25 protein-coding genes and 1 other annotated feature are annotated in these 25,695 nt (G+C 36.8%); of the genes, 5 read left to right on the top strand and 20 right to left on the bottom strand.

Features of this window, described 5'->3' with window-relative positions:
* Positions 1-69: 69 nt before the first annotated feature.
* The 3 genes from V7127_RS20010 to V7127_RS20000 form a co-directional block, all read right to left on the bottom strand.
* Positions 70-1,065 (bottom strand): hypothetical protein, encoded by a 996-nt coding sequence (locus tag V7127_RS20010; protein ID WP_335488957.1) that lies wholly within the window; start codon positions 1,063-1,065, stop codon positions 70-72.
* Positions 1,066-1,554: 489 nt separating this feature from the next.
* The gene (locus V7127_RS20005; RefSeq protein ID WP_335488954.1) at positions 1,555-2,901 is read right to left on the bottom strand and encodes a YheC/YheD family protein; all 1,347 of its coding nucleotides are present in this window, start codon (positions 2,899-2,901) and stop codon (positions 1,555-1,557) included.
* 16 nt (positions 2,902-2,917) lie between these two features.
* Positions 2,918-3,736 (bottom strand): YheC/YheD family protein, encoded by an 819-nt coding sequence (locus V7127_RS20000; protein WP_335488951.1) that lies wholly within the window; start codon positions 3,734-3,736, stop codon positions 2,918-2,920.
* A 116-nt stretch (positions 3,737-3,852) separates the two neighbouring features.
* Here V7127_RS20000 and V7127_RS19995 point away from each other — a divergent pair, with 116 nt between their 5' ends.
* The gene (locus V7127_RS19995; protein ID WP_335488948.1) at positions 3,853-5,031 is read left to right on the top strand and encodes an ATP-grasp domain-containing protein; all 1,179 of its coding nucleotides are present in this window, start codon (positions 3,853-3,855) and stop codon (positions 5,029-5,031) included.
* Between the two features lie 128 nt (positions 5,032-5,159).
* Positions 5,160-5,390, top strand: coding sequence for a hypothetical protein (locus V7127_RS19990; RefSeq protein WP_335488945.1), 231 nt, complete (start codon positions 5,160-5,162; stop codon positions 5,388-5,390).
* A gap of 75 nt (positions 5,391-5,465) precedes the next feature.
* Here the strand turns inward: V7127_RS19990 and qoxD are convergent, their stop codons facing one another.
* From qoxD to V7127_RS19955, 7 genes are all read right to left on the bottom strand, one after another.
* The gene (qoxD, locus tag V7127_RS19985; RefSeq protein ID WP_335348172.1) at positions 5,466-5,750 is read right to left on the bottom strand and encodes a cytochrome aa3 quinol oxidase subunit IV; all 285 of its coding nucleotides are present in this window, start codon (positions 5,748-5,750) and stop codon (positions 5,466-5,468) included.
* 2 nt (positions 5,751-5,752) lie between these two features.
* Positions 5,753-6,349 carry a cytochrome aa3 quinol oxidase subunit III gene (gene qoxC, locus V7127_RS19980; protein WP_335348173.1) on the bottom strand — a complete coding sequence of 199 codons (597 nt, stop codon included), beginning with the start codon at positions 6,347-6,349 and terminating at the stop codon, positions 5,753-5,755.
* On the bottom strand, positions 6,349-8,295 hold the full coding sequence (gene qoxB, locus V7127_RS19975) for a cytochrome aa3 quinol oxidase subunit I (RefSeq protein ID WP_335355032.1): 1,947 nt from the start codon (positions 8,293-8,295) through the stop codon (positions 6,349-6,351). The genes qoxC and qoxB overlap by 1 nt, the downstream gene beginning before the upstream one ends.
* Positions 8,296-8,366: 71 nt before the next feature.
* A complete protein-coding gene (gene qoxA / locus V7127_RS19970) occupies positions 8,367-9,299 on the bottom strand; it encodes a cytochrome aa3 quinol oxidase subunit II (protein WP_335348174.1) in 933 nt (310 codons plus the stop codon).
* Positions 9,300-9,956: 657 nt separating this feature from the next.
* Complete coding sequence (locus V7127_RS19965) at positions 9,957-10,751, bottom strand: PLP-dependent aminotransferase family protein (protein ID WP_335488942.1); 795 nt, start codon at positions 10,749-10,751, stop codon at positions 9,957-9,959.
* Positions 10,705-10,914, bottom strand: a complete 210-nt coding sequence (locus V7127_RS19960; RefSeq protein WP_335488940.1) for a hypothetical protein — start codon at positions 10,912-10,914, stop codon at positions 10,705-10,707. Before V7127_RS19960 ends, V7127_RS19965 begins: the two co-directional genes overlap by 47 nt.
* A gap of 30 nt (positions 10,915-10,944) precedes the next feature.
* The gene (locus tag V7127_RS19955) at positions 10,945-11,319 is read right to left on the bottom strand and encodes a winged helix-turn-helix domain-containing protein (RefSeq protein ID WP_335488937.1); all 375 of its coding nucleotides are present in this window, start codon (positions 11,317-11,319) and stop codon (positions 10,945-10,947) included.
* Between the two features lie 93 nt (positions 11,320-11,412).
* Here V7127_RS19955 and V7127_RS19950 point away from each other — a divergent pair, with 93 nt between their 5' ends.
* Positions 11,413-11,988, top strand: coding sequence for a GNAT family N-acetyltransferase (locus tag V7127_RS19950; RefSeq protein ID WP_335488933.1), 576 nt, complete (start codon positions 11,413-11,415; stop codon positions 11,986-11,988).
* A gap of 57 nt (positions 11,989-12,045) precedes the next feature.
* Here V7127_RS19950 and V7127_RS19945 read toward each other — a convergent pair whose 3' ends face one another.
* Positions 12,046-12,840 carry a nucleotidyltransferase domain-containing protein gene (locus V7127_RS19945; RefSeq protein ID WP_335488930.1) on the bottom strand — a complete coding sequence of 265 codons (795 nt, stop codon included), beginning with the start codon at positions 12,838-12,840 and terminating at the stop codon, positions 12,046-12,048.
* A 190-nt stretch (positions 12,841-13,030) separates the two neighbouring features.
* Positions 13,031-13,278, top strand: a binding site (T-box leader).
* A 50-nt stretch (positions 13,279-13,328) separates the two neighbouring features.
* Here V7127_RS19945 and brnQ point away from each other — a divergent pair.
* The gene (gene brnQ, locus V7127_RS19940; RefSeq protein WP_335488927.1) at positions 13,329-14,660 is read left to right on the top strand and encodes a branched-chain amino acid transport system II carrier protein; all 1,332 of its coding nucleotides are present in this window, start codon (positions 13,329-13,331) and stop codon (positions 14,658-14,660) included.
* Between the two features lie 111 nt (positions 14,661-14,771).
* Here the strand turns inward: brnQ and V7127_RS19935 are convergent, their stop codons facing one another.
* The 9 genes from V7127_RS19935 to V7127_RS19895 all read right to left on the bottom strand — a co-directional run bounded on the left by V7127_RS19935 (position 14,772) and on the right by V7127_RS19895 (position 23,433).
* Entirely contained in the window at positions 14,772-15,665 is an 894-nt protein-coding gene (locus V7127_RS19935) for an EamA family transporter (protein WP_335488924.1), read from the bottom strand.
* Positions 15,666-15,941: 276 nt separating this feature from the next.
* A complete protein-coding gene (locus tag V7127_RS19930; protein WP_335488921.1) occupies positions 15,942-16,874 on the bottom strand; it encodes a nucleoside hydrolase in 933 nt (310 codons plus the stop codon).
* Between the two features lie 20 nt (positions 16,875-16,894).
* Entirely contained in the window at positions 16,895-18,121 is a 1,227-nt protein-coding gene (locus V7127_RS19925) for a NupC/NupG family nucleoside CNT transporter (RefSeq protein WP_335488918.1), read from the bottom strand.
* A gap of 80 nt (positions 18,122-18,201) precedes the next feature.
* Entirely contained in the window at positions 18,202-19,086 is an 885-nt protein-coding gene (gene rbsK, locus V7127_RS19920; protein ID WP_335355047.1) for a ribokinase, read from the bottom strand.
* Positions 19,087-19,102: 16 nt separating this feature from the next.
* On the bottom strand, positions 19,103-20,077 hold the full coding sequence (locus tag V7127_RS19915; protein WP_335488915.1) for a LacI family DNA-binding transcriptional regulator: 975 nt from the start codon (positions 20,075-20,077) through the stop codon (positions 19,103-19,105).
* A gap of 272 nt (positions 20,078-20,349) precedes the next feature.
* Complete coding sequence (locus tag V7127_RS19910) at positions 20,350-20,742, bottom strand: sporulation protein (RefSeq protein WP_335348326.1); 393 nt, start codon at positions 20,740-20,742, stop codon at positions 20,350-20,352.
* Between the two features lie 42 nt (positions 20,743-20,784).
* Positions 20,785-21,435, bottom strand: coding sequence for a protein kinase family protein (locus tag V7127_RS19905; protein ID WP_335488913.1), 651 nt, complete (start codon positions 21,433-21,435; stop codon positions 20,785-20,787).
* Between the two features lie 288 nt (positions 21,436-21,723).
* A complete protein-coding gene (locus tag V7127_RS19900; protein WP_335488910.1) occupies positions 21,724-22,275 on the bottom strand; it encodes a cysteine hydrolase family protein in 552 nt (183 codons plus the stop codon).
* 180 nt (positions 22,276-22,455) lie between these two features.
* Positions 22,456-23,433, bottom strand: coding sequence for a ribose-phosphate diphosphokinase (locus V7127_RS19895; protein WP_335488908.1), 978 nt, complete (start codon positions 23,431-23,433; stop codon positions 22,456-22,458).
* 397 nt (positions 23,434-23,830) lie between these two features.
* On the opposite strand from V7127_RS19895, the gene V7127_RS19890 reads away from it, so the two are divergent.
* A complete protein-coding gene (locus V7127_RS19890; RefSeq protein WP_335488905.1) occupies positions 23,831-25,447 on the top strand; it encodes an FMN-binding glutamate synthase family protein in 1,617 nt (538 codons plus the stop codon).
* Positions 25,448-25,695 lie beyond the last annotated feature (248 nt).

Raw genomic sequence — 25,695 nt, 5'->3', positions numbered from 1 at the left:
GCGACATGTTCAGTTTAGTAATGATATTAGTCGAGCAACTATTGACTCAGTACCTTTTTAACAAGTATATCATGCAAACCGATAATAGATTAACACAAATGTAGCTAGAACAAAGATAAAATTTAGAAATACAAAGATAAACTGATCGACTTTAGTATTATGCATTTTAATCGGAGGGTTGTAAAAGGACACCCCTTCAATAATAAAGACGATTAATACAATATGAATCATAAAATGACCGACGATTTCTGTCATACCAAATAACATAGTTGTCATGATAAATATAACAGTAACAACAAATCCCAAAACCCGATTCAAAATTCCGACCACTAATAAATATCCCACCACGAACTCAATAAAAGCGGCCATTACAATAAATGAACCTGGAGCAAAACCAAAAGTTGGAACTTGGTGGTTTAGGACGATATCTAAAGACATTGCTGGGTATACCCACTTTTCAACTGCTACCCAGCATAGGGATAAACCCGTTCCTAAATATAAGAATGGAAAACCAATTTTCTCTAGTTTCGTATTTCCTACTAATAAGACACCAATAATTGCGACATAAAATCCGTAATCCAACATGTGGAAAATACCGTTATTAATAGTTATAAAAATGAATAAGCCTAATAATAAAAATGCTCCAAGTTTTGTGGAAACATGATGTGGAATTAGCAATAAGCCGATTGTTACCCAAACTAGGACAATAATGATTGTATTTTCAAGATGAAATTCTGGTGCAAACAAGGTGCCGTTCGTCACTTGGATGATTAAAGAAACAGCAGTTCCATATTTCAAGATATGTCTGCTGTACTTTCTTAAGCTTGACAGCCTTATATCAATTTTTTTGATTGTGCTCCATTCCGTTGTTTTTGGAATACTAATCGCCAGAAAAGCCAGCACAATTGCTGCTAAAATGGCTAAAGAAATAAATAATGGCGATAAAATATTTTCGATTGCTTCTTTTTGTGGAGCCACCTCTGTGAACCATTTTACATGTGCATACGAAAAAAACGGAGTAACAATGATGCCTAACAATAATAGAAGTTGAAATAACCTTTTCATAACAATATTCCTCTTCTCCATATAAACAATATGATTACATTAATAATATACCCCAATTATGTCTTTTGCGTATGGATTAAAATCGACTATTATGTGAAGTGTTTCACATGATAAAAAAAGGCATATGAATTATCTTTATTTAGCCCCAAATATGATAAAAAAACAATGATCCCAGTTACTTTCCTTTTCGCAGGCAGCTATTAAGCCGATGACGGACATTTCGACTTTCCAATACACTTCAAATGTCCTTTGCTTGTGGCCAAAATGGATCAGCTCACTTCCACAATGGCCCCATTATTTTCCCTTGTTTACGACACCCAAGAGGTTTCTAATATCTCTGTATTCCTACATTACCGTCACAGATTCCCATTTGGCAACTTCTTCCCTAAGAGGAATGCATTTCACCCAACAATAAATGATAATGATGAAAAATAGCCAAATTGTTAAAGACACGAAACCTGTTTCCCTCCCCCGTCCCTTTATATAAAATTAAAATCCTGCTAAAGCTTTAGCATACTCAAAAGGTGTTGGAAGGATGCTTGGCAGTACTTGTTGCTCATCTGCTGTTCGATTTGCCTTAATTTCTGCGGCATAATGAAAATTAACTTCAAGTAACCAAACATGATGATTATGATCGATCACAAAATCAATTGCAGCGTCACCAAAGTGATTTTGGTTATTTTCTAATTGTTTTAGTGCATTCATACATAGTTGAGTAATTTCTTGAACCTTTTGCTGCGTTTTTTCCCCATTTAATTTAAATAATTCCACAAGAGCTTTTTCACCTGGAATCATTTTAATTCTGTTGGTTGAACTTGAAATAATGCTTCCTTTTTCTGCGACTTTTGTTTCCATTGCTGTATACTTCCACTTCTTTGTCGTGTCCTTTTGAAGGTATATTCTAAAATCTACTTTATTTCCGGTATAATCATACCGTATTGCCTGTTGAACAATATATTTTTGATTTTTAACCATTTTTTCTTGTAAAATGATTTCCAGTTTTTCAATAGATGAAATAACAATCTTGTTCCCTTTATTATCAGTTAAAAGATAGCCTTCCTTTCCCTTCTTTAAATGAAAAATCCCTTTACCAGAGTATAGTTTTGTCGGCTTTAAATATACATCATCATATTTGTTTAGCATTTGTATAACATGATCGATTTGTTTATATGCAACCGTTTCAGGAAGATGTTTCCTTATGTCTTGGTGTTTATGCAATTTTACCCAAAAAGTCCACTTGTTCGAATAGTCATATGGATAATTAAATAGATTTTCTCCAATATTTTCTATCCAATATCTGTAAGTCGATTTTTTCATTTCCGTTCGGTTAAATATGGAGGAAGGATATGGAAACACCCCTTGAACAAAACTTTTTGCTTTCGGATCGTAATAATAGCCTTCAATGGTTTTGTCTGACTTATTCATCGTGCTCTGCATAAAAAGGAAAATTAACCCATTTATCTGATGATTATTTTTAAATCGCAAGAGCTGCTGTTGGGGGTTTCTATAGTATTTAAGACGAACTAGAAAACCAATCACAGGACCTAGATATAGATGGTTGCTCATTAAATAATAATCGTATGGCAAATCCGGAATTGAAAGCACATTCGTTAATTTACTGGAAAGACTAATTTTACCCGGTTCAATCGTTTCATTTTGAATAATTGACAATTCTTTTGTAAATGCGCCAAAATGGAGAACAATTTTTTCAGAATTAATGTTTAATTGATTGATAGTTTCTACATGCAGATGAATGGTATTTTGATTAATATGATCATTAAATAGTAGAGTGACCTGATTGTTGTTTACTAAGTGATTTTCATTTACCTTTTTCATTAGAACCCGCCCTCCTCTATGGTTTCTTTCCTGATTTTTGGTTATAAGCTTTATACCATAGTACTTTGTTATACATAGATAAATCTTCTAAGTAGCGAAAACCACCAACGAGTGGGATAGAATTCGCCTCAATCAACCAAACATGTCCGGATTCATCGACGGCAAGATCAAATCCCCAGATCTTATGAGTATCGAATTCGTTAGTGTAACATTTGGCTACTGCTAAAGATAAATCATCTAATGCTGCCAATGTTTTTTCTAAGTCCAAGTTGGTAATATTTGAGTTTAATAGAGCCTCTTCCACCGTTACAACAGTTGCCCCATTCTGTAAATTGGTGATAATATAACCGTCTTGAGCTACTTTTCCGTGTTTCCCTGTAATCACCCAATCTAATTCTTCTCGTTTTCGCTGGACGATATAGCGAAAATCTATTGGATTCCCTTTTACTTTTGCAAGTGAGATGCAAATTTGGACAAGAAACTCCCTTCCCCCAAGTCTTGCTTGTAAAAATTGTTCGAGCGATTTTTCCTCCATAATAGTTGTTTGTCGTTTTCGAAGGTGAACTTCATATATCTCGTCCGTGATTTTCGATACTTTTATGATTCCCCTTCCTCCATTCCCTCGAGTAGGTTTTATCATTATCTCCTTATATCGACTCATCATTTCCCAAAATCGGTCTTTCGTATAAAGATGCGTCTCCGGTAAAAATTTCACTAGTTCCTTACATTCTAATAAAATTTGATGCTTGTACCATTTATCCATAATTGAGTTTTTCTCCAATTCAACCACTCCATAGACTATTCTTAACGTCTTTTCAATATATGGTAATTTCACATGACTGCTTGTTGCATTGCCTAAAAGTGAAAAGATAGGTACAAACCAGATGCATTTAAAAATGCAGGGGAATACACTATGCAAGAGGTATTTTATAAGGAAGGAAGATGTTAACATTGTTGAAGCCGATTCTTACGCTACATGATATTTTTGGCGATGGTTATATTTTTAATGGAAGAGGTTCATATCATAACAGCCAATGGCTCCCCAATTCCATTTCACAAGATTCATCTTCAGGCAGCATGTTAACATTAGCAGGAGAAACACCCATTCTTTGCCACAAGGATGTTGTTGATCCATTATGTTTAGAAATTCTTAAAGATGCTGGCCTCCAAGTTGCACGAAATATTTATACGTATGATAACGAAAATAGTTATTACAATCTATTAAATCAATTACAAAAATTAAATCAAAAAATGATATTAAATTACGCTCATCTGCCCTGCGAAATCGATAAAGAAAAGTACTGGATTAAAACAGAACTATTAACTTATTTAAATAATAAAAGGTACTTAGGAGAGTTAGTTCCGAAACAGTATGTTCCTGATCGGATAATTCTACCTATTTCTAAGTTAACCAATAATGATAAAATTTCTTTTGAGTTTCCGTTCGTTGTAAAAGCAGTTACAGACCAACCAAGCGGCGGCGGGTTTGATATAGTCATATGTAAAAACATAGAAGATCTAAAGCAAGCAACGCAGATTTTTAAATCCTGCCAATCTATTATTATTGAAAAATTTCTTTCTATTAAAAAAAATTATTGTGTTCAGTTCGTTCAAACTCATAAAGGTAAAATGATATACCTTGGTTCTGCTGAACAGATTATTAGTGATGAGGGAAAATACAGTGGTAATTGGATAGATGCAGATGATCAACCTCCGGACGCTGTAATCCAAATAGGCAAGGAAATCATGGAAAAAGCGGTTTCTCTTGGCTATTGGGGTGTAGCCGGGTTCGATATCGTTATAACCGAGGATAACCGTATCTTTGTCATAGATTTGAATTTTAGACAAAATGGTTCTACGGGAGCTTTACTATTTATGGAACAGATTATGACTTCTCTAAGTGTAAAAGTATTGAAACTTCGTAAATGGAAAACAAATCTGGGTTTTGATAAATTCAAGAAATCAGTCAAGCCCATGGTAAGTGGAAAAATGTTAATACCCCTCTGTATTTACAATCCGACCATACAAAACCCGGACAACCCTATCTATTTATCAAGCATCTTAGTTGGAAATTCAAAAGATGAAATAAAACAAATTGAAGGCCAAATGGGAAAAATAGGATTTAAATAAAAAGATGGGCATATGGACAGGGGCTAACTGTCTGTCCCTTCATCTCATAGTTTCTTCTCTTTACCGAAAAAATATTTGACAATTTTGTGAACAAAATGAATAATAAATGAAAAAGGGGGATGAATTAAATGGAATCTAAGTTAAAAATACTTAATGCTACAAAGTCTGTTGGGTACACAGCCCTTGCTATTGGTATCGCCATTTTTCTATACGGTTTCTTTGTAAGCGATTACAGCATACTAACAGGCGTTGGTATTGGAACTGTAATGGGGGCTATCTTTATCTTCCTTATTGGGGTATTTTTCGTTGCTACAGAAGAGATGAATGAGAAAACAGATAAAGGGATCAAGGTTTATTAATTAGTTATAAATCAGTCATAGACTTTGAAAATAAAATATAAAAGGAGCGCCAAAATAGACGCTCCTTTAGATGTATTATGCCATATCCCAGATCAAAATTAGTAATGTACCGAAAACGGTAACTAATGCGATAGCAAATGCATAATAAATATTCGTATAAATTGAACCTTTGTCTGCTGTTTCACCAGCATGCATAAATACAACGAGTTGAACGCCTGCTTGCACGAATGCTGTTACTAAAAGAATGGTCATACCCATTGCAAATGATAAATCAAAGAAGTAAACAGCAAGTGCCACAACAGTGAGAACCAACGAAAATACAAAACCAATGACTTGTTTGCGCGGGAATAATTCGCTCATGTTTACATCAATCCTTTCAAGTAGACGAAGCTAAAGATGAAAATCCAAACAACGTCTAGGAAATGCCAGTAAAGTGAAAAGATAAACGCTTTATTCGTTGTTTTAGGAGTCAAGCCTTGTTTTTTAACTTGCAGGATAATGAATAATCCCCAGAATAAACCAAGCGTAACGTGCGCTCCATGTGTTCCTAATGTTGTTAATAAGGCCGCAGTAAAGGCACTCGTTTGCAGACCTGCTCCAATGTGAACATAGTGTACGAATTCATAAATCTCAACGCCTAAGAAGATAAGGCCAAGAATGAGTGTGATGGCAAAAAAGGTCATCATCGCTTTTTTACGGCCAATGCGCATCGCATGAACACCAAGCCCGATCGTGAAACTGCTTGTTAAAAGCACGAATGTTTCAATTAGCACTGGTGCAATTTCAAAAATCTCGGCTCCTGATGGCCCGCTTCCTGTCCGATCTACTAATGTGAAGTAGGTTGCAAAAAGTGTGCCAAAGAGCATAATTTCAGCTCCAAGGAAAATCCAGAAGCCTAAAATATTCATTTGATTTTGCTCAGTACTGTATTCAAGTGGAAGCGCGTGATCTATTTTCATTAGCTAGCACCTCGCAATTTTTTTTCTGTGTCTTCAACTTCTTCAACGGAAATATAATGCCCATCATCTTGTTTAAATGAATTATAAGCCATACAAGCAAAAATACCGATTGTTGTAATAATTAATGGAATCCACATGCTAAATACAAATGAGAAGCCCCATACGAAGAAAATACTGCTCATAATAAACGGAACACCACTGCTATTTGGCATATGAATTTTTTCAATTTTATCTTTAAAAATTGATTTACCTTTTTTCTTATGATCCCAGAATGGTTCAATTGAATTTACTTCCGGTGTCACAGCAAAGTTATAGGCTGGAACCGGAGTATGTGTAGCCCATTCAAGTGTACGAGCATTCCATGGATCCGAACTGATATCTCTTGAAGCATAGCGTGTGCTGTAATAAACATTATAGACAATTAACGCGAAGCCAATTGCAAGTCCAATTGCCCCGGCAAATGATAGTAAGTTTAGTGGTCCAAAGCCAGCTTCTTCAGAGTAAGTGTACATACGGCGTGCCTGCCCGTCTAAGCCCGTGAAGAACATCGGGAAGAATGTTACGTTAAAGCTGATCGCGATAAACCAGAATGCCCATTTACCAATTCTTTCACTCAGCATGAATCCGAACATTTTTGGCCACCAGTATGTGAGACCTGCAAGCATCGCAAATACGACACCAGGAATAATTGTATAGTGGAAGTGAGCGACTAAGAACATCGTATTATGGTATTGATAGTCGGCACTTGCCATCCCTAACATAACCCCAGTTACCCCACCGATTGTAAAGATCGGAATAAATCCAACAGAATAAAGCATTGGAACGGTAAATTCAATTTTCCCTTTATACATCGTTAATATCCAGTTGAAAATTTTAATTCCAGTCGGAATCGCAATCGCCATTGTCGTAATCGAGAAAATACTATTCGTTAATGGTCCCTGCCCCATTGTAAAGAAATGGTGTGTCCAAACTAGGAATGATAAAAACGAGATGATTACAATGGAAGCAACCATTGATTTGTATCCATATAGATTTCTACGTGCAAAAGTGGAAATAACTTCACTGTAAACTCCGAATGCCGGTAAAATTAATATATAAACCTCTGGATGTCCCCAAACCCAGAATAGGTTTGCCCAAAGCATATCCATTCCGCCATTTGTCGTTGTAAAGAAGTTTGCTCCAAATAGTCGATCCATTGTTCCGAGTAGTAGTGCAACTGTTAGTACTGGGAACGCGAATACAACGATAACGTTCGCAATAAAAGCAGTCCATGTGAACATAGGCATCTTCATTAAGGTCATGCCCGGTGCTCTCATTTTTAAAATAGTCGTCATAAAGTTAATCCCCGAAATCAATGTACCGATCCCTGCAATCTGTATCGCTATCATATAATAGTTCGTTCCTACAGATTGACTGAAATCATTTCCTGCAAGTGGGAAATAAGAAGTCCAACCTGCATCAGGAGATCCCCCGATGACGAAGGAAATGTTGAATAACATCGCACCCATAAAGAATAACCAGAAGCTTAGTGCATTTAGACGCGGGAATGCTACGTCACGAGCACCAATTTGTAAAGGAACAACGAAGTTCATTAGGGCATAAATAAATGGCATCGCCATAAAAATGATCATGACCACCCCATGGGTAGTAAATACTTCATTGTAATGCTGTGCATCAAGCAGCGTATTTTCAGGTACAGCTGTTTGTGCTCTCATCATAATCGCATCTACCCCACCACGGAAAAGCATGAGGAGCGCAGAGATTAAATACATAATACCGATCTTCTTATGATCAACAGTTGTCAACCATTCACGCCATAAATAACCCCATTTTTTAAAATATGTTAAACCGGCAATAATCGCGATTACTGTCAAGCCAATCGCTACCATGGATGCATAAATCGCTGGACTTGGATGAGGAATGGCAAATCGATCAAAGTAATCCATTTTTTTTGACTCCTTTCGGGAAAAAATAATGCTTATCGAATAAAACAAATTTTTATCAATCTTTGAATCTATTAGTGATTGTTATGTTCGGAATGATTTTCGTTTGAATCATCATGAGAATCGCCTGCTTCGTGTTTATCATCAGCATGTTGTCCTTCATGAGAATCATTTGACCCATGATTATGTTCAGGAGCAGGACTAAATTCTAAATGAGTATTGCTAAAAGTTAATTGACCAAGATGGCCAGGTTCAAGCAGTTTTTCGAATTTTTCTTCTGTTAAAGGCTCAGCAGTCTCTTTCACTTCATCTACCCAATTATCAAACTCTGCTTCGGGCATCGCTTTCACATTGAATGTATTTTCAGCGAAACCTTTTCCGCTAAAGTTTGAATTTCGTCCCATATATTCACCAGGAACATCGGCTGCTAAGTGCAACGTGGTGACCATGTCAGCCATCGCATATTTTTGTCCACCAAGCTGCGGAATCCAGAAGGCCGTGATTGGTCCGAATGAGTAAAGCTTAAATTCCAACGCACGATCGGTTGGGATATATAAGTAGTTAACCGTTTCGATCCCTTCTTCTGGATAGCTAAAATGCCATTTCCAGTTAGAAGTCGAAGCATATACGACTAAAGGCTCCTTATCCTCATATCCCTTCGGAGTAGCTTCTACCTCATACGTAGATCTAACAGTAATGATTGATAGGAAAATGATGATAATAACAGGAATCCCTACACAGATTGCTTCAACAATCGGATTCCCTTCAATATGTGGAGGTTCGTAATCTTCCCGTTGTTTCGATGCACGGTATTTTAATAGTACAAAAACTAACAGTGCAAAAACGGCAATGACAATGATTGCCATCATCGCAATCGATATCCAAATGACATTAGCTGTCGTTTCGGCTTGAGGTCCTTTAGGATCTAAAACCATTACTGGTTCACAGCCTGTTAGCACCGTGATAATAGTAAAAACTAAACATAAAAAAGCCCATTTTATTTTCATTGAGGGTGCCCCTTTCCTTTCATTTAAGCTTTGAAGCATTGTATAAATGTTTTTTCTGTGATTTTTATCACAATTTACAACTATCTTATTCCGATAAAACATTTAAAACAATCAATTTAGCAGGATGTCACAAAATGTTCATGATATAAAGGTGAAAAAATTCACAAAAAGTTCAAAGATCGCTAGAAACAAATATATTCATATAATAAATTTTGGCATCAGATGAAATAAGTGGATTAATATATTTATAATCAATCAATTTTTAATTTCTATCAGGATTTATGGCCCTCAACATGTATAAACAATGGTGAATGGCGTGATGGGAACGGCATTATTGCTCCAGCAGCATAGAAAACCAGGGATGAAGGGTGTTTAGATGTCTTCTTAGAGCCTTTCAACGGGAAATTTCTGGGACGAAGGTAGTTTAAAAGTCTCCTAAGAGCCTTTCAATCCGAAAATTCGGTGATGAAGAGAGTTTAAAAGCCATCATGGAACCCTTCAACGCGAAAAATCCATGACGATGGGTGTTAAGAAGAATGGATTAGAAAAACGATTAAATTAATGATAATGAAAAAGGACCAAACATAGAGAATAATGTCCAGTCCATCGAAATTAGGTTTCCTTTATTTCAAAATAAAGAGGAACAACCTCCGTCCCCTATAACCACGCCTCTGCTAATTTTTGAATTCCTTCTTTAATTTCTTCTATTGTAAGCCCCCCATATCCAAGGACCACCATGTGAGTTTTCGGTTTTTTTATAAATGATATGGATGCCGGGTAAATACGGACTCCTCTCTCTACTGCCAGGTGAATTGCACATTGTTCTGTGAGGTAAGGAGGCAGCTTCAGGACAATATGCAAACCTGAATGTTCCCCGATTATTTCAAACTCCTTTGGCAAGTAAGTTTCAATGGATTCTAATAAAACTTGAAGTCTTTTCCGATAAGTCGTACGCATTTTGGCAAGATGCCGTTCAAAGTGGCCTTCTTTCATAAAATCTGCCACTGCTAGCTGATCCATACGGGAGACAGTTGATTTTTGCTGTTCATTAAATTTTTCGAATGCAATAACTAAAGATTTGGGTATTATCATATAGCTCATTCGAATGGAAGGAATGAAAGATTTAGAAAATGACCCAAAATAAATAACATGCTGAAGTTGATCAATCTGTGCCAAAGCCGGAATCGGCAGTCCTTTGTAGCGATATTCCGAGTCATAATCATCTTCAATAATAAAACTTTTATGTTCATTGGCCCATTTTAATAAACCGACCCGACTTTCAAGTGACATGATCATTCCGAGTGGAAACTGGTGGGCAGGTGTTGTATACACCAAATCTAATTTTTCATTAGGGATGGATACCCCTAAGTGATCTACTTGAATAGGAGTCACTGTCAGTCCTAGCTTAGCAAATACAGCCTTTGCCCGTATAAATCCAGGTTCCCATACCAATACGTGTTTCCATTCCGAAAAACTGACATATATCCTGTAACTGCATTTGTGTTCCGCTATAAATGAATACTTGGGCTGCTTCACACTCGACACCACGTGAACGCCCTACATATTTGGCAATTTCTGTCCGCAACGCCCATTCCCCCTGCCACGGACTGCTCACTAAATTCCCTTCTTCCATATGTTTTCGAATCTATCTTTTCCAAATCTGAAATGGAAAATGGACTGAATCCACATGTCCAGAATTAAAATCAATTAATCCTTCTTGGTTCAAACATACAGAAGATTCCTGCATAGGCATATTCTTTGTGATCGGTTGCCATTCTTGTTCAATTGCAGACACAAAATAGCCTGACCGCTCACGACTAATAATATAGCCTTCCGCCAAAAGTTGTTCATACGCTTCACGAACTGTATGAATACTTATATCAAGCTGTGTAGCAAGCTGCCGTTTTGAAGGAAGCTTGCTATGTGGAAGAACTGTTTTTTTTAGAATGGCTTTTTTTATTTGTTCATAGATTTGGATATACATAGGCTTTCCTTGCACTAAATATATAGGCAGTTCCATTTTATTTCTCCTTTTGGTATGGTCATTTTTTTCTTTTTGGTTATTTTCATCATACCAAAATTTCAATTAAATGAAGGAAAGGAGTGATTATTTATGGAAAAAATTATATTAGAAAATGAGGTTGTTTGCTTAAAGGAATTGGATCAAAATGACTTAGATGGTATTTTTGAAGCTTCACAGGATGAATTAATTTGGAAGCATATGACCCTGAACATCGCAACTAAAGTAGATTCGGTTGAATTTCTGCAAAATGCATTAACCAATAAAGAGCACGGAACAGAATATCCATTTGTCATTATCGATCAAAAAACAAAGCAAATTATCGGTTCCACTAGATTTCTAGATTTACATTTAAAACATAAGCGATTAGAAATCGGTTACACATGGCTGAATACAAAGTATTGGCGTACAAATATCAATACAAATTGTAAGTATTTGCTCCTAGAATACTGCTTTGAAAATCTTGGCCTTCATCGCGTTCAACTGAAAACAGATCATGAGAATTTCCGGTCGCAAAAGGCCATCGAACGAATTGGCGGCAAAATAGAAGGGATCCTGCGTAATCATATGATTCGCCAAGATGGCACAGCCCGACATACGGTCATTTACAGTATCACGCATGAAGAATGGCCGTATGTAAAGGAGCATCTTCAAAAGTTGATGAGATAGTTAAGTAGTCAATAAGGGATTTTGCAATGCTCTCAATTGGAGGAGATCTGGGCAAAATTATTCCCAGACCTCTTTCAATGTATCTCGGAAAAGCTGGTTGAGTTCATTAGTTGGATTTGGAACACCGCAATGTCTCCTTTTTCCAAATTCTTCGAGACGTTCAATTTCTTTTTGAATAAATGAATGGAGGACGACTATGTTCAAGTCTGTGCCCCACTCTTCTCCATCCATTTTGTGTTGAATAATTTTAACAATTTCTTCTTTCACTTCTCCTGGAGAAATAAGCGTTTCAAACAAAATATGAAAGTTAACTGGAGGTATTGTTTGAAACTTTTCTATCCATTTAGCTGCTAGAAGTGGTCTTAATACATTGATATATTTCTTAATTTTTCGTTCATTCCCTTGAATACAGTCACGGAAATTCCCTTTTGCCATCCTAACATAATGATTTACCCCAATCACAGGTGAAAATACATTCTGTGCCATCAGCCGTATCTGCTCAATGGTTGTATAGGATTCATCATAAATAATACTAGAGTGTAACCATTCGAAAAGTGACGGATTGGATTTCCTTAATAATCTCAACGCCTTCGTGAGCTCCCAGCCGCTTAAATCCAATTGATCATCAATCGGAATTGAAACGGCATCCCGATTTGGAATTTCTATCGTATCCCTCTGTTGATCAATAGTTAGATACCAGTCCATTCGGTGTACATATATGAAACGAACATCGTAGTCACTATCTTTAGATGGAAACCCCCAGGCACGACTTCCTGCTTCGCATGTATAAAGGACCTTTATATCATAATCAACTTCAAGCTGACGCATTACCTGCTGGATATGATTAAACATTTGAATGCCTCCAATCCTTCAAATATTAAGTATCGGTTAAGGGCTATTTCTTTTATAGTATGACTATTTTTATGGGGCTAAAGCAAATAGGAGGAGGAGAACTTTCAAGGATCTACCAAAATCAATTAATTCAAAAAAACAAAAAATTATATTGACATATTATTTTTCGTTTGCTAAATTTACTCTAATAATAAAATCAGTGACGAGAAAGAGTAAGATAAGCAGCCTGAATTACAGAGAATCGGTATTTGGTGAGAGCCGATGTTCAGAACTTATCCGAAGTCATCTCCGAGATGCAAAGCTGAAGTAAGTAAGCTTTGACGGGTTTCCGCCGTTACCATGGATCACGTATAAATGTACGTTGACTTAAGTGCCGTAATTTTTTGATTTTTTTTTGCGGAATAAGGGTGGTAACGCGAGCGATAACTCGTCCCTACTATAGGGACGAGTTTTTTTGTTATTCAAATATAAAAAAGGAGTGGGTTTTTATGAAAAAGTTAGACACATTATTTATTGGCCTTATGCTATTTTCAATGTTTTTTGGTGCAGGAAACTTAATTTTCCCTCCAGTTCTTGGTTCTGAGTCTGGCACATCTTTTTGGTTTGCGATGGCCGGTTTTATTTTAACGGCTGTTGGTTTGCCGTTTGCAGTCCTCTTTGCCGTATCGCTAGTAAAAGATGGTGCAACTACAATCGGAAATCGCGTGCATCCAGTATTTAGCACGGTTTTCATGGTTGCTGTCTATCTATCAATCGGACCATTTCTTGCGATTCCAAGAAACGCTAATGTTGCCTACGAAATGGGCGTGAAACCATTTTTAAAAGAATCATGGAACAGCTCAGTCGTTCTCGTCCTATTTTCAGTAGTGTTCTTCGCCTTAGTATATGTAGTCAGCTTGAACCCTACTAAAATGGAAAAATATATGGGACGCTTTATCACGCCAGTACTGCTTCTAGCAATGGTGGTCTTATGTACAATTGGTTTTATGAAATTTGATGCACCACTTAGTTCGCCAAGTGAAGCTTATCAATCAGGCGCATTCTCTAAAGGTTTTATTGAAGGATATAACACAATGGATGCCCTTGCTGCGTTAGCATTCGGGATTGTTATACTTAGTGCTATTAAGAAAAAAGGAATCACGGACAGAAAACAATTAACTAGCTTTACGCTGAAGGCTGGAGTCATCGCTGGAGGATTGCTATCCGTTGTATATGTAAGCATTGGATTAATCGGTGGAAAAATGAGAGATGCCTCTTCCTATGAAACGGGTACAGACATTTTAACATCTGCCTCTACCCTTTTATTAGGTTCCGGCGGTGTAGCTTTATTAGGCTTAATTTTCACTTTAGCTTGTTTTACAACATGTGTTGGATTGACAACAGCTTGCGGACAGTATTTTTCGAAAGTTATTCCGGCTGCTAGCTATAAAACCCTTGTCTTAGCCTTAACAATTATTGGGTTTACACTCTCAAATCTTGGTCTAAATCAAATTCTTAAATTTTCAGTACCATTCCTTGTTACGGCTTATCCATTAACAATCGTATTAATTACTTTAACATTCTTTAATCGCTTCTTTAAAAATTCAAGAAAAGTATACGGAAGCACAGTGTTATTTACAGGGGTATTTGCACTTATGGGAGGATTAACAACATTTGGCTTAGACTTAGGACCTTTAGAATCGGTCAGAGCGATTCTTCCATTCTACTCAGTTGGATTAGAATGGATTGTGCCGGCCATTGCTGGGGCAGTTATTGGAATACTTTTGAGCGGGTTTGATAGAAAAGTAGAAACGGCAAAAACCGTAGAAATTAAAGGGTAATAATAGTGTTGTTCATGTGAAATTTAAAAAGGCGAACGCAGATTATCATTGTTCGCCTTTTTACCAATTTCCCTTAAAAGTGACTTTAGGACAGGTTCTTTGTTCCAAAAGTTATTGAAGTTTAACTTTACTTTTTATTAATTGTTTAATAGGTGTTACGGAAATACCTATAAGAATAAGCAGTACTCCGCCCCATTGTAGAAAAGACACATACTCTTTCAATACAATAATGGAGGCAATGATGGCAGTAGGAAGTTCGGCACCGCCTAGAATCGTAGCTAATCCAGATCCTGTTTTCGGTGAACCAATAGCAAAAAAACTAATAGGTATTACTACTCCTAGTAAGCCTAATAAAATACCATACTTCCATAATCCCTCTGCCATGGAACCATTATATAAAAATGATGGTGAGAAAGTTAGCATCAATATAATTAAAGCGCCAGTCGTCATTAATGCCCCCCGATTTAGAAAGGGAACATCGGCTTCAATTCTTCCAGTACTAAATATAAATAATGAAAATGTAATAGCTGACAATAAACCAAAAATAATCCCCTTCATATCAAGGGTGGAAAAACTATTACCTATTATACCACTAGCCATAACAGTGCCAATTAATAGAATCACAACAGACAAAATTTTCTCTCTGCTTGGCAGTCGTTTATCAACCAGGCTTTCTATTAATATACCAATCCAAGTAAATTGGAATAACAATACAATTGCTATGGAAGCTGGAATGGTCTTTAGCGATATTCCATAAAACATGCCTGTAAAGCTTGATGATGTCCCTGCAAGGATTAAAATAAGAGATTTTTTGATTGATATTCGTTTTCTAGAAAAAAGAAGGCTTAAAAGAAGCAGTATGATCCAGCCAAAAAAGTATTGGCTGCTAATAACTTCTCCAACGGTAAAGCCATCCTGATAGGCAAGTTTTATAATAGATGCAATCACTCCATAGCTACATGCCCCAAGAAAAACAAGAAGTGAATATTTATATGTTTTAAGCAAGTATACCTCTCCTTAAGTTGTAACAATAACGAATACCCACCTAAAAAAGGTGGGCAATTAAAATTTTATCGCAGATTAACGGGCAGTAAGACTCCCACTTCATGACTAAGAGGAATCGATGAAGTATAAGTGGGAGTCAAACTGCCCGTAAATGCCCGATTAGTTCAACTAACAATCAGTGGTCGATGAGGGAGAATAAATCGCGACTTCTTGTAACAACGTCTGAACTAGCATATCCTATGCGTCAGCCCCCCACTGATTGAAGTTTCACTTTATCTATTTTTTCAAATATTCGATAAAACGTTCAAGAAATCTTTCGTGATCTACATCTACACAAATGTTTACATTCGGTTCTTTTTTCAATAAATTTCTAAAGTCACAGATTGTCTGTCCATAGCTTAAGTCACTTTTTGTCTCTACATCAACATAATATTTCTCTGTCTTCACAAGACTTTTGTCTAAAGCCACAGCAACGGCTAGTGGATCATGTAAAGCACAAGCATTGACGCCGTATAGGCCTAAAGAAAATTCCCTGTAAACGCCTGTACTATTTTTGACAAACTCATAATATTTGGTCCCTTTTAATTGATTAATATGTTCTTCAGAAAGCATCACTTTTCGAGTCACATCTAAACTAACTAAAGTAATGTCCATGCCTGAATGGAAGACAATTTTCGCTGATTCTGGATCCCCATAAATATTAAACTCAGAAGTTGGCAATGTATTTCCTCTGCCGGAAGATTGCACGATTCCCCCCATAATCACAACTTCTTTCACCCATTCGGCCACTCTTGGTTCTTTACGAAGGGCTAGAGCGAGGTTTGTCAATGGAGCAACCATGATGAGAGTAAGTTCTCCCTTATATTTTTCCGCCTGCTCGATGATGAAATCAGCAGCAAAAATATTATTCTCTTGTACACCCGCATCGATATGATCGAGCGCCCCGCCGATGCCATCTTCTCCATGAACTCTAAATTCATGATAAGGTTCTCTAAGAAGAGGGCGAGAAGCACCTTTATATACATTAATTTTGTTTTCCATGCCGAGTAATTTCAACATTCTATGCGTATTAATAGCTACTTGATCAAGCGGAACATTGCCGCAAACCGTTGTAATTCCTAAAACATCAAGCTGTTCGCTCTGTGTCGCATACAAAATGGCGAGTGCATCATCTACCCCAGTATCTACATCGATAATAACCTTTTTCACACCGATCACTCCTCACTTTTTTAGAAATAAATCCCAGCAATTGCACCACTCATTAGATTTGCTAATGAAGCGGCAATTAACGCACGAAAAGCTAATTTCTGAATAACAGCTTTTTGATTTGGCGCCATGGATGATAATGCTCCAACTAATATTCCAATAGAGCCTAAGTTTGCAAATCCGCATAAAGTAAACGTGATAACGGCTTGGGCTTTTTGTGAAAATTCAGCTGCTTGCCCAGCGAATGAAGAAAAGGCAACAAATTCATTGAATACTAATTTTTGACCAATTAAGTTCCCTGCCATTACTGCTTCGCTCCAAGGAATTCCAATAATAAAAGCAATCGGTGCAAATAGATAACCAAAGATCATTTCTAAAGATAAACCTTCAAATCCGAACAGACCTCCGATTCCGCCAAGGATACCATTTGTGAAAGCAACTAAGCCAAGAATAGCCATAAGCATGACGGCAACGCCAAACGCTATTTTGGCACCATCAAATGCACCATCAGTAATGACTTCTAGAATATTTCTTTTCTTTGGATTTTCACCATTGTTTGCTAATGTCTTTAAATCAATCTCCGTGTTCGTTTCTGTTTCCGGCATTAATAATTTAGCCATGACAAGTCCTGCTGGTGCGGACATGAAGCTTGCAGCTATTAAATATTCAATGGACACACCCATCGCAGCTAGCCCAATCATGACTGCACCAGAAACAGATGCCAATCCTCCAACCATAACAGCAAAAATTTGCGATTTAGTCATATATGGCAGATATGGCTTAATGACAAGCGGTGCTTCTGACATCCCAACGAAAATATTTGCTGTTGCAGACATTGACTCTGTCTTGCTAACTTTTAAGAGTCTTGAGATAAATCCACCGATAATTCGCACGAAAATTTGCATAATTCCTAAGTGATATAAAAGAGAAATTAAAGCTGATAAAAAGATAATGATTGCTAATACTCTAACCGCAAAAATCGAGCCTGCCGGACCAGTCTTGTCTGCAAGACTGCCGAATACAAACGCTACACCAACATCTCCATAATGGATGACCTTATTGACACCAGCAGAAACTGCTTGCAATGCTTCTTGTCCTAATTTTGATTTCAGAACAATAAAACCAAAGACAAGCTGTAAAAGAAATCCTAAACCAATAGTACGAAAATTAATCGCCTTTCTGTTTTCAGAAACTAAGTAAGCAATAAAAAATATGATTGAACACCCGATTAAACCCCAAAGAATATTCAATTTTTTCACCTCGCTAATGTTTTTTAATGTTAAAAAATTCACTTCAAAATTCCAAATATACTATTTTCTCAATTTAATGCTTACCCGTTATTTTTTATGAAATTCTTAACCTCGTTTTCCGTTGGCATACCCGTTTGCGCGCCTAGCTTTGTCGTAGATAACGCAGCAACTGCATTGCCATATTTACATGCAGCATCCATAGTAAGACCTTTGCTTAGAGCGACTGCAAATCCGCCGTTAAACGAATCCCCAGCACCAGTTGTATCTACAACATTCACTCTGAATGCTGGTATATTTACTTCTTTTCCACCTTGATAGAAACTAACGCCTTTGCTTCCTTTTGTAAGAATTACTTTCTCTTTCAGAACTTTTTCTTCCATTGCTTTTTCTAATACCTTATACTCATGTTCATTTGGCGTTAGATAATCAACATTTGCAATGAGTTCAGCAGGCAGCTCTTGAATTGGGGCTGGATTTAAAATAATTTTGACCCCATTTTCTTTTGCAATTTCCACCGCTTTTTCTACACCTTCTAGTGGAATCTCAAGCTGTAGAATGAGAATATCACTGGATGCAATTGTATCTCTTTTTGATTCAACGAACGCTGCTGTCACATGTTCGTTAGCTGCCGGAACGACAATAATACTATTATCTTGATTAGATACAATAATCGTAGCCGTTCCCGTTGAACCTGTAACCGGTTCCACATTGCTTACATCAACACCTTGGTCAGATAGATGTTGAATAAGCTCTTTCCCAAAAGAATCATTCCCGACACACCCAATCATGTGCACATCTGCCCCTAATCGGGCTGCTGCAACTGCTTGGTTTGCTCCTTTCCCCCCAGGATTTGTTTGAAATCGATTTCCTAATAGTGTTTCGCCTATTTGGGGGACTTGATCAGTAATCGTCACTAAATCCATATTAATGCTTCCGACTACTGTTATTTTTGGATTATTGCTCATTTTAATTGAAACCTCCTTAAGTTGATTGCCTTTCAACAAGGTGAACATCCAATGTATAGGTTGTTTCCAAAACTGGCTGCTTCTCTATTAATTGAACGAGCAAAGTTGCAGCTTTTTCCCCTAATTCATAGATGGGCTGGACGACTGTTGTTAATTCAGGTGTTGTAGCAGTTGACATCATGATTCCATCAAACCCAACAATTGCAATGTCCTCGGGCACCTTTTTTCCAAGCTTATGAACGGCTTTAATCGTTCCGATGGCACTAGTATCATTTGCCGCAAATATCCCATCAATGTCAGGGTGTAGTTGCAAAAGCTTCATAGTTGCATCAAATGAAGTTTGCATGGAAAAATCTCCTTCAGCGATGAATGTTTCTTTAAACCAAGGCTCCTGACTTACAATTTCCCGATATCCTTTACATCGCTCATCAGCAGTAAAAATATCGTGCGGGCCCCTAATATGAGCAATTCGCTTTCGCCCTAATTCCTTCAAGAAACTTGCAGCAAGTCTTGCACCTTTTCTATTTTCAACTATGATTGTTGGCAGGCCCTTACTTATTTCCCGATCAATGCTGACAATAGGGATCTTAATCTTTTCAATCTGCTCAGCAGTCATGGTATTAGATGCTATGATTAAACCATCAACGTACTTCTGCATCATCATATCCAAATAGACCTGTTCTTTAGCCCTATCCTCATCTGAGTTGCACAGAATCACTGTATATCCAAGCTTTATTGCTACGTCCTCAACTGCTCGAGCTAGCTCTGGAAAGAATGGATTCATAATATCTGGAAGCATTAAACCTATCGTTTTCGATTGTTTCTTAAAAAGGCTCCTTGCGACTGCATTCGGCTTGTAGTTCAATTCCGCAATCGCCTGCTCGATCTTTTTCCTGGAATCTTCGCTTACATAACCTTTATTATTTAATACTCTTGAAACAGTAGCTACAGAAAGACCTGTATGCTTTGCGACATCCTTAATTGAAACCATTTTGTCACCTCATTGACCTGTAACCGGTTACACATATTTTATAGCAGAATCGTTTTATTAGTCAATAAGAATTTTGTCGAATCCTGTATAATATGTCATACAAAATGAATATATATGACATATTTATTTACATTTACTCTGTTCTTTTTCAGCCTAAATCCATATTTGGTTATTAATGGTTTGGATATAAAAATAGCGAACAGTGACATTTGCTGTTCGCTATTAAACTCCTCTATTATTGTTATTACTACTTTTCGTTTAGGATAAGCTCACTAATCTTGAACAATCCGAATGGCGTCCTGATCCAAGCTTTCCACGCCTTGTTTGAAGGCCAGTCTTGTTTTAAATCGATAAGATAAAGTGTCTGTCGATATTCTGGCATTGTTTGGCAAAAGGAATGAGAATGGAATTTTATTAACAGCTTCAGACTGAATGATTTTAGTAGTTAATATAGTGATAGAATCCACAATTTCTTCGCTTTCATCTGTCCTATTAAAGGTGACCAAATCACAATCTATCCTTTTCAGTTCTTGTGATATCGTGCCTCCCTTAATCAAGAAATGCCCCTTTACGACTTCACCTGGACGGTATATTTCTTTATCAAGTATCAGATCAATCTGTGCTGAACCTATTCCTATTAATGCCATATATTTTCTTAATATCATGTATACTCTCCTGTTTATATTTTGGGTTCTTGTGTCTATTTATTAATGAATGAATTTTGAACTCGTCTCTCTATTAAAGCTTCCATTTTGAAGTTTTTTATAAATAAAAGCAATACCATTCAATAAAAAATCGGGAATTTTCTTCGGTAAATAGCGCTTATTATAGAAGCGGTAGAACGCTTCCTTTAAATCCGCCCACTGGGTGCATAATTTGGATTGTCTAAATCGAGCTACATCAATAATTTTAATTTCATTATTAGATGTAATAATAATGTTTCGCAAATGAATATCAGATGGATTTAATCCTTGTTCTCTAGCTAGCTGTAAAGCTGCATCTATTTCCTTTACCTTTTCTTCAAAAATCGGTATTCCCTTTGTTAGGCATTCAAAAATTGTATGCCCATCTATATAATCAATGACTAAATAATTAGGGCCTGCCTCATATAGAGTGGGAAAATAACGGATATGCTGAATCGATTTGTAAATTTCCCCCTCCTCCTTAGCTAGATGGGTATAATCAGGGAAAAATACCTTTATTGCTTTAGTAGATTGTTGAATTCTAAATACATACGCACTTCTTCCCTTTCCAATCAAAGTTAGCGATTTATCGTAATCCAAAAGCTTTTGTTCGTTATGAGTAGAGATCATTTTGACACTTTCGGCTAAATTAGTAAATTGAAAAATAGTAGACACGCTCCCCTAGTTATTTGTTTAACGAACAATCAAAAAAGGCGTTATAACCGATTTTCTGGTTATAACGCCTTATACAAAAAGACCTTACCAAAAAATCGGTAAGGTCTCGCAAACAATTTAAAATTGCCAATAAAGCCGAGGATTTAATCCCGTAATGACGACTTTATTGTATTGCTACTCCCCTTAAACGGAAGAATTATTCGTTTTCGTTAATCATAGTATAATATCAATTTTTAAATGAGTCAAATAAACAGCCCGTTTTTTAAAGATTAATCACTTTATTATTCCTTACTTAATAATTGTAGCACCAAGAGTTTTCTCAAAATGTGTAAGCGCCCATTCGTGCCCGGTTGGATTGAAAGAAGCAACGGCGTCTTCATAGATAAAAATATTGTAACCTTGGTTATAGGCATCAATAGCCGTATGAAGGACACAAATATCTGTACATACACCTACTATATAAATATCTGTAATTCCCCGCTCTCTAAGTTTTATAGATAGATCTGTCCCGGCAAAAGCGGAATATCTTGTTTTATCTATATATTGAACATTCTTTCTCATCTTATTTTCATCGTAAACATCCTTCAGTGCACCATACAAATCTCTTCCTTTTGTATGCCTAATATTATGGGGCGGAAACAATTTCGTTTCTGGATGAAAGGGATCTCCTTCTTCATGGACATCTATTGCAAAAACGACATAATCATTTTTCTCTATAAATTCTTTTGTGATTTCTGTAATTCTCTCTTCTAAAGCTTGACCGGGTTTTCCACATGTTAATGCGCCGTCTTCTGCAACAAAATCATAGGTGTAATCTACATTAATTAATGCCTTTTTCATAGCTATGCACACTCCTACTATTTTGATTACTTTCATTCATCTTCCAATTCAATCTTATCTTTGCGTTTCTTAATATTCAAATAATTGAGTAGGTTATTGAATTTGATTGACCCTTAATCTTTAGAAAAAAAATTAGGAAGTTAAAACATCAACTTCCTTTCATTACATAAATCCTTATCTTTATTCAAATAATGGGCTCACAGCTTTTTCATTGTGAATACGATCGATTGCTTCTACAAGTAATGGAGCAACAGATAATAAAGTAATTTTATCTATTCGTTTTTCTTCAGACAGCTTAATTGTATTCGTAACTACTAATTCTTTAATGGGTGAGGATTCGATCCGATCAATAGCAGGGCCCGATAGAAGTGCATGGGTGCAGCAGGCGTATACTGCTTTTGCTCCATTCTCGATTAAAGCATGAACACCAGTCGTAATGGTTCCAGCTGTATCAATTAAATCATCAATAATAATGGCGTTTTTCCCTTCAATATTCCCGATAATGTGCATGATTTCCGTTTCATTATGCTCAGGACGACGGCGATCAATAAGTGCCAGTGGCACATTGAGCAAATTAGCCATCTTTCTTGCCCTAACAACTCCTCCATTATGCGGGGCCACAATGACAAGATCATCCAATGCCTTTTTCTTAAAATAATCAGCCAGAATTGGAATTCCGGTTAGATGATCCACGGGTTTGTCGAAAAAGCCTTGCACTTGCGGAGAATGGAAGTCGATTGTCAGGATCCTAGTTGCTCCTGCCATTTCCAATAGGTTAGCAATGAGCCTAGCTGTAATGGGCTCCCTAGAACGAGCTTTTCGATCTTGACGCGCATAGCTGTAGTAAGGCATTACAACATTGATCATTTTAGCAGAAGCTCTTTTTAAAGCATCAATCATAATAAGGAGTTCCATGATATGTTCATTCGTAGGCTCTGAAGCCGATTGAACTAAAAATACTTCACTTCCTCTGACACTCTCTTCAATTTGAATTTGAATTTCTCCATCACTGAATTGTTTGCTTGAGCATTTCCCAAGCTCACAACCTAGAACCTGTGCCATTTCTTCAGCAAGCTCACGATTTGAGTTTAAGGTAAACATTTTGAAATTGTCTTTTAGTATGTATGACACCGTTTTACCTCCAAGGTATTTTATCATTTTTGGTTATTATCATTACTTTATATTACATGAAATGTAGTTATGAAGAAAGCTTTAACTGCTTATGCAAACCAATGAAATGTACCTCATTTAAATAGAAATAAACGAACAGCGAGTGGCTCAATACGATCCTGCCTTTTCTTCTATTAGGAAAACCTATTTTCACCAATACAAAACACTAGTACGCAAGTAAATTTTGCGCAAAATCTCTATTATAGAGCAAAAAAGTCTTGCATGTGAATCACATAATAAATCATTGTACAACATATATACCTATAAAACTAGACTTGGCATACTTCTTGCATTATTGTATGGTAGTTTGTGAGACTACTTCCGAAGTAGTACCAAGCTTGAATTCTTATTACTTTTTTCAAAAATCCTAGGAGGAAGTGTAGAAATGAGCACTTTTAGCAACATCATGATAATTGGGGTATCAGTCCTTTTTATCGTCACCTTATTACTGATTCTTATTGTATTGGTTTCAGTATTGGTCATTAGAAAGCGGGATTTGTCACAAACTCAGCACTCAATCAGACGAAATTTCCCTATCCTTTCTCGTATTCGGTATCTTTCCGAACATATTGGTCCAGAGTTAAGACAGTACTTTTTTGAAGGAGATCATGAAGCTAAGCCTTTTTCACGACTAGACTTTCAATATATTGTGAAATCAGGGAAATACGCTAAAAACATCATTGCTTTCGGAAGCAAGCGCGATTTTGACAAACCCGGTTTTTATATTCGAAATGCATTTTTTGCGAAACAACTCACAGATTTACAAGCTGATAATGAAAACCTTATTACTACACATAAATATGTGGAGGATAAAGATACACTTTTTTCCCGTCATGAGCATCGAGAGCAAGCTCAAATAAAGCCGTGGCACTATACAGATGCAGATAAGATTATTATAGGAAAAGACTCCTGCCGCTATCCATTCACGATCAAAAGCCCTGTGGCTATGAGCGGAATGAGCTACGGAGCCCTTGGCGATCATGCGATTTCGGCACTCTCCTATGGTTTGAAAGACGCAGGTGCCTATATGAATACAGGTGAAGGCGGACTATCGCCCCACCATTTAAAAGGCGGAGCAGACATTATGGTCCAAATTGGCCCAGCGAAGTTTGGATTTAGAAATCCTGACGGAAGCTTTTCATATGATTTGCTTCGTGAAAAAGCAAGCAATCCACAAGTGAAGGCTTTTGAAATTAAACTAGGGCAAGGGGCGAAAATTCGGGGTGGTCACATTGAAGGTTCAAAAGTCACGCCTGAAATTGCTGAGATCCGAGGAGTAGAACCATATAAAACTATTGATTCACCGAACCGTTTTGAGGAATTCGATGATTTGGATTCCATGATGGACTTTATTGAAAGAATACGGGACGAATCCGGTAAGCCTGTCGGAATTAAAATGGTCATCGGTAGTGAAGAAACATTTGAAGAATTTGCTGCTTATATGGCGATTATGAAAAGATACCCTGATTTCATCACCATTGATGGCGGAGAAGGCGGAACTGGAGCGACTTATCAAGCAATGGCTGATTCTGTCGGACTCCCAATTAAACCTGCTTTAATGATAGCTCAAAGAGTATTGAAGAAATATAATATGCGAGACAAAGTCACGTTAATTGCCAGCGGTAAATTATTCTCTCCAGATCGAATTGCCATTGCGCTATCTCTTGGAGCAGATATTGTACACGTTGCCAGAGGCTTGATGATTTCAGTCGGATGTATCGGTGCCCAAAAATGTCAATCCAACGAATGTCCAGTAGGAGTGGCCACAACAAATCCAAAGCTTCAAAAAGCTTTAGTCATAGAAGAGAAAAGATACCGGGTGACAAACTATATAACAACGCTTCGTGAAGAATTGTTTACGCTAGCAGCAGCTGCAGGTTTGACATCACCTAGACAATTCAATGAAAAACATGTCGTATTTGTAGATCAAAACTTTCATGTAAAAACGATTGAGCATGTAAAACAAAATGAAGATAAAAAACAACTCATTTCTATTTCATAAATAAGAGAAAGTCTGTTACAAGAAGATTGTGACAGACTTTTTTTGTCTAAATATAATGCCTCCCCGTAGGAACTTTAATGATCCTCCTAAGTATCAATTGTTAAAATCGGAATCTAAATTGAATGTTTATTTATTATTAAGTACCATATAGTATTCATAGTACTCGTTTTTGTTGGTTCGATTAAAAAACGCTAATCATGGTGAGGTCATAGTACTCGTTTTTGATGGTCTCATGATAAAACACTTAC

The organism is Bacillus sp. JJ1773, assembly GCF_036962035.1.
Lineage (GTDB): Bacteria > Bacillota > Bacilli > Bacillales > Cytobacillaceae > Cytobacillus.
The sequence above is the reverse complement of the archived record's forward strand: the minus strand, read 5'-3'. Positions and strand labels throughout refer to the sequence as shown.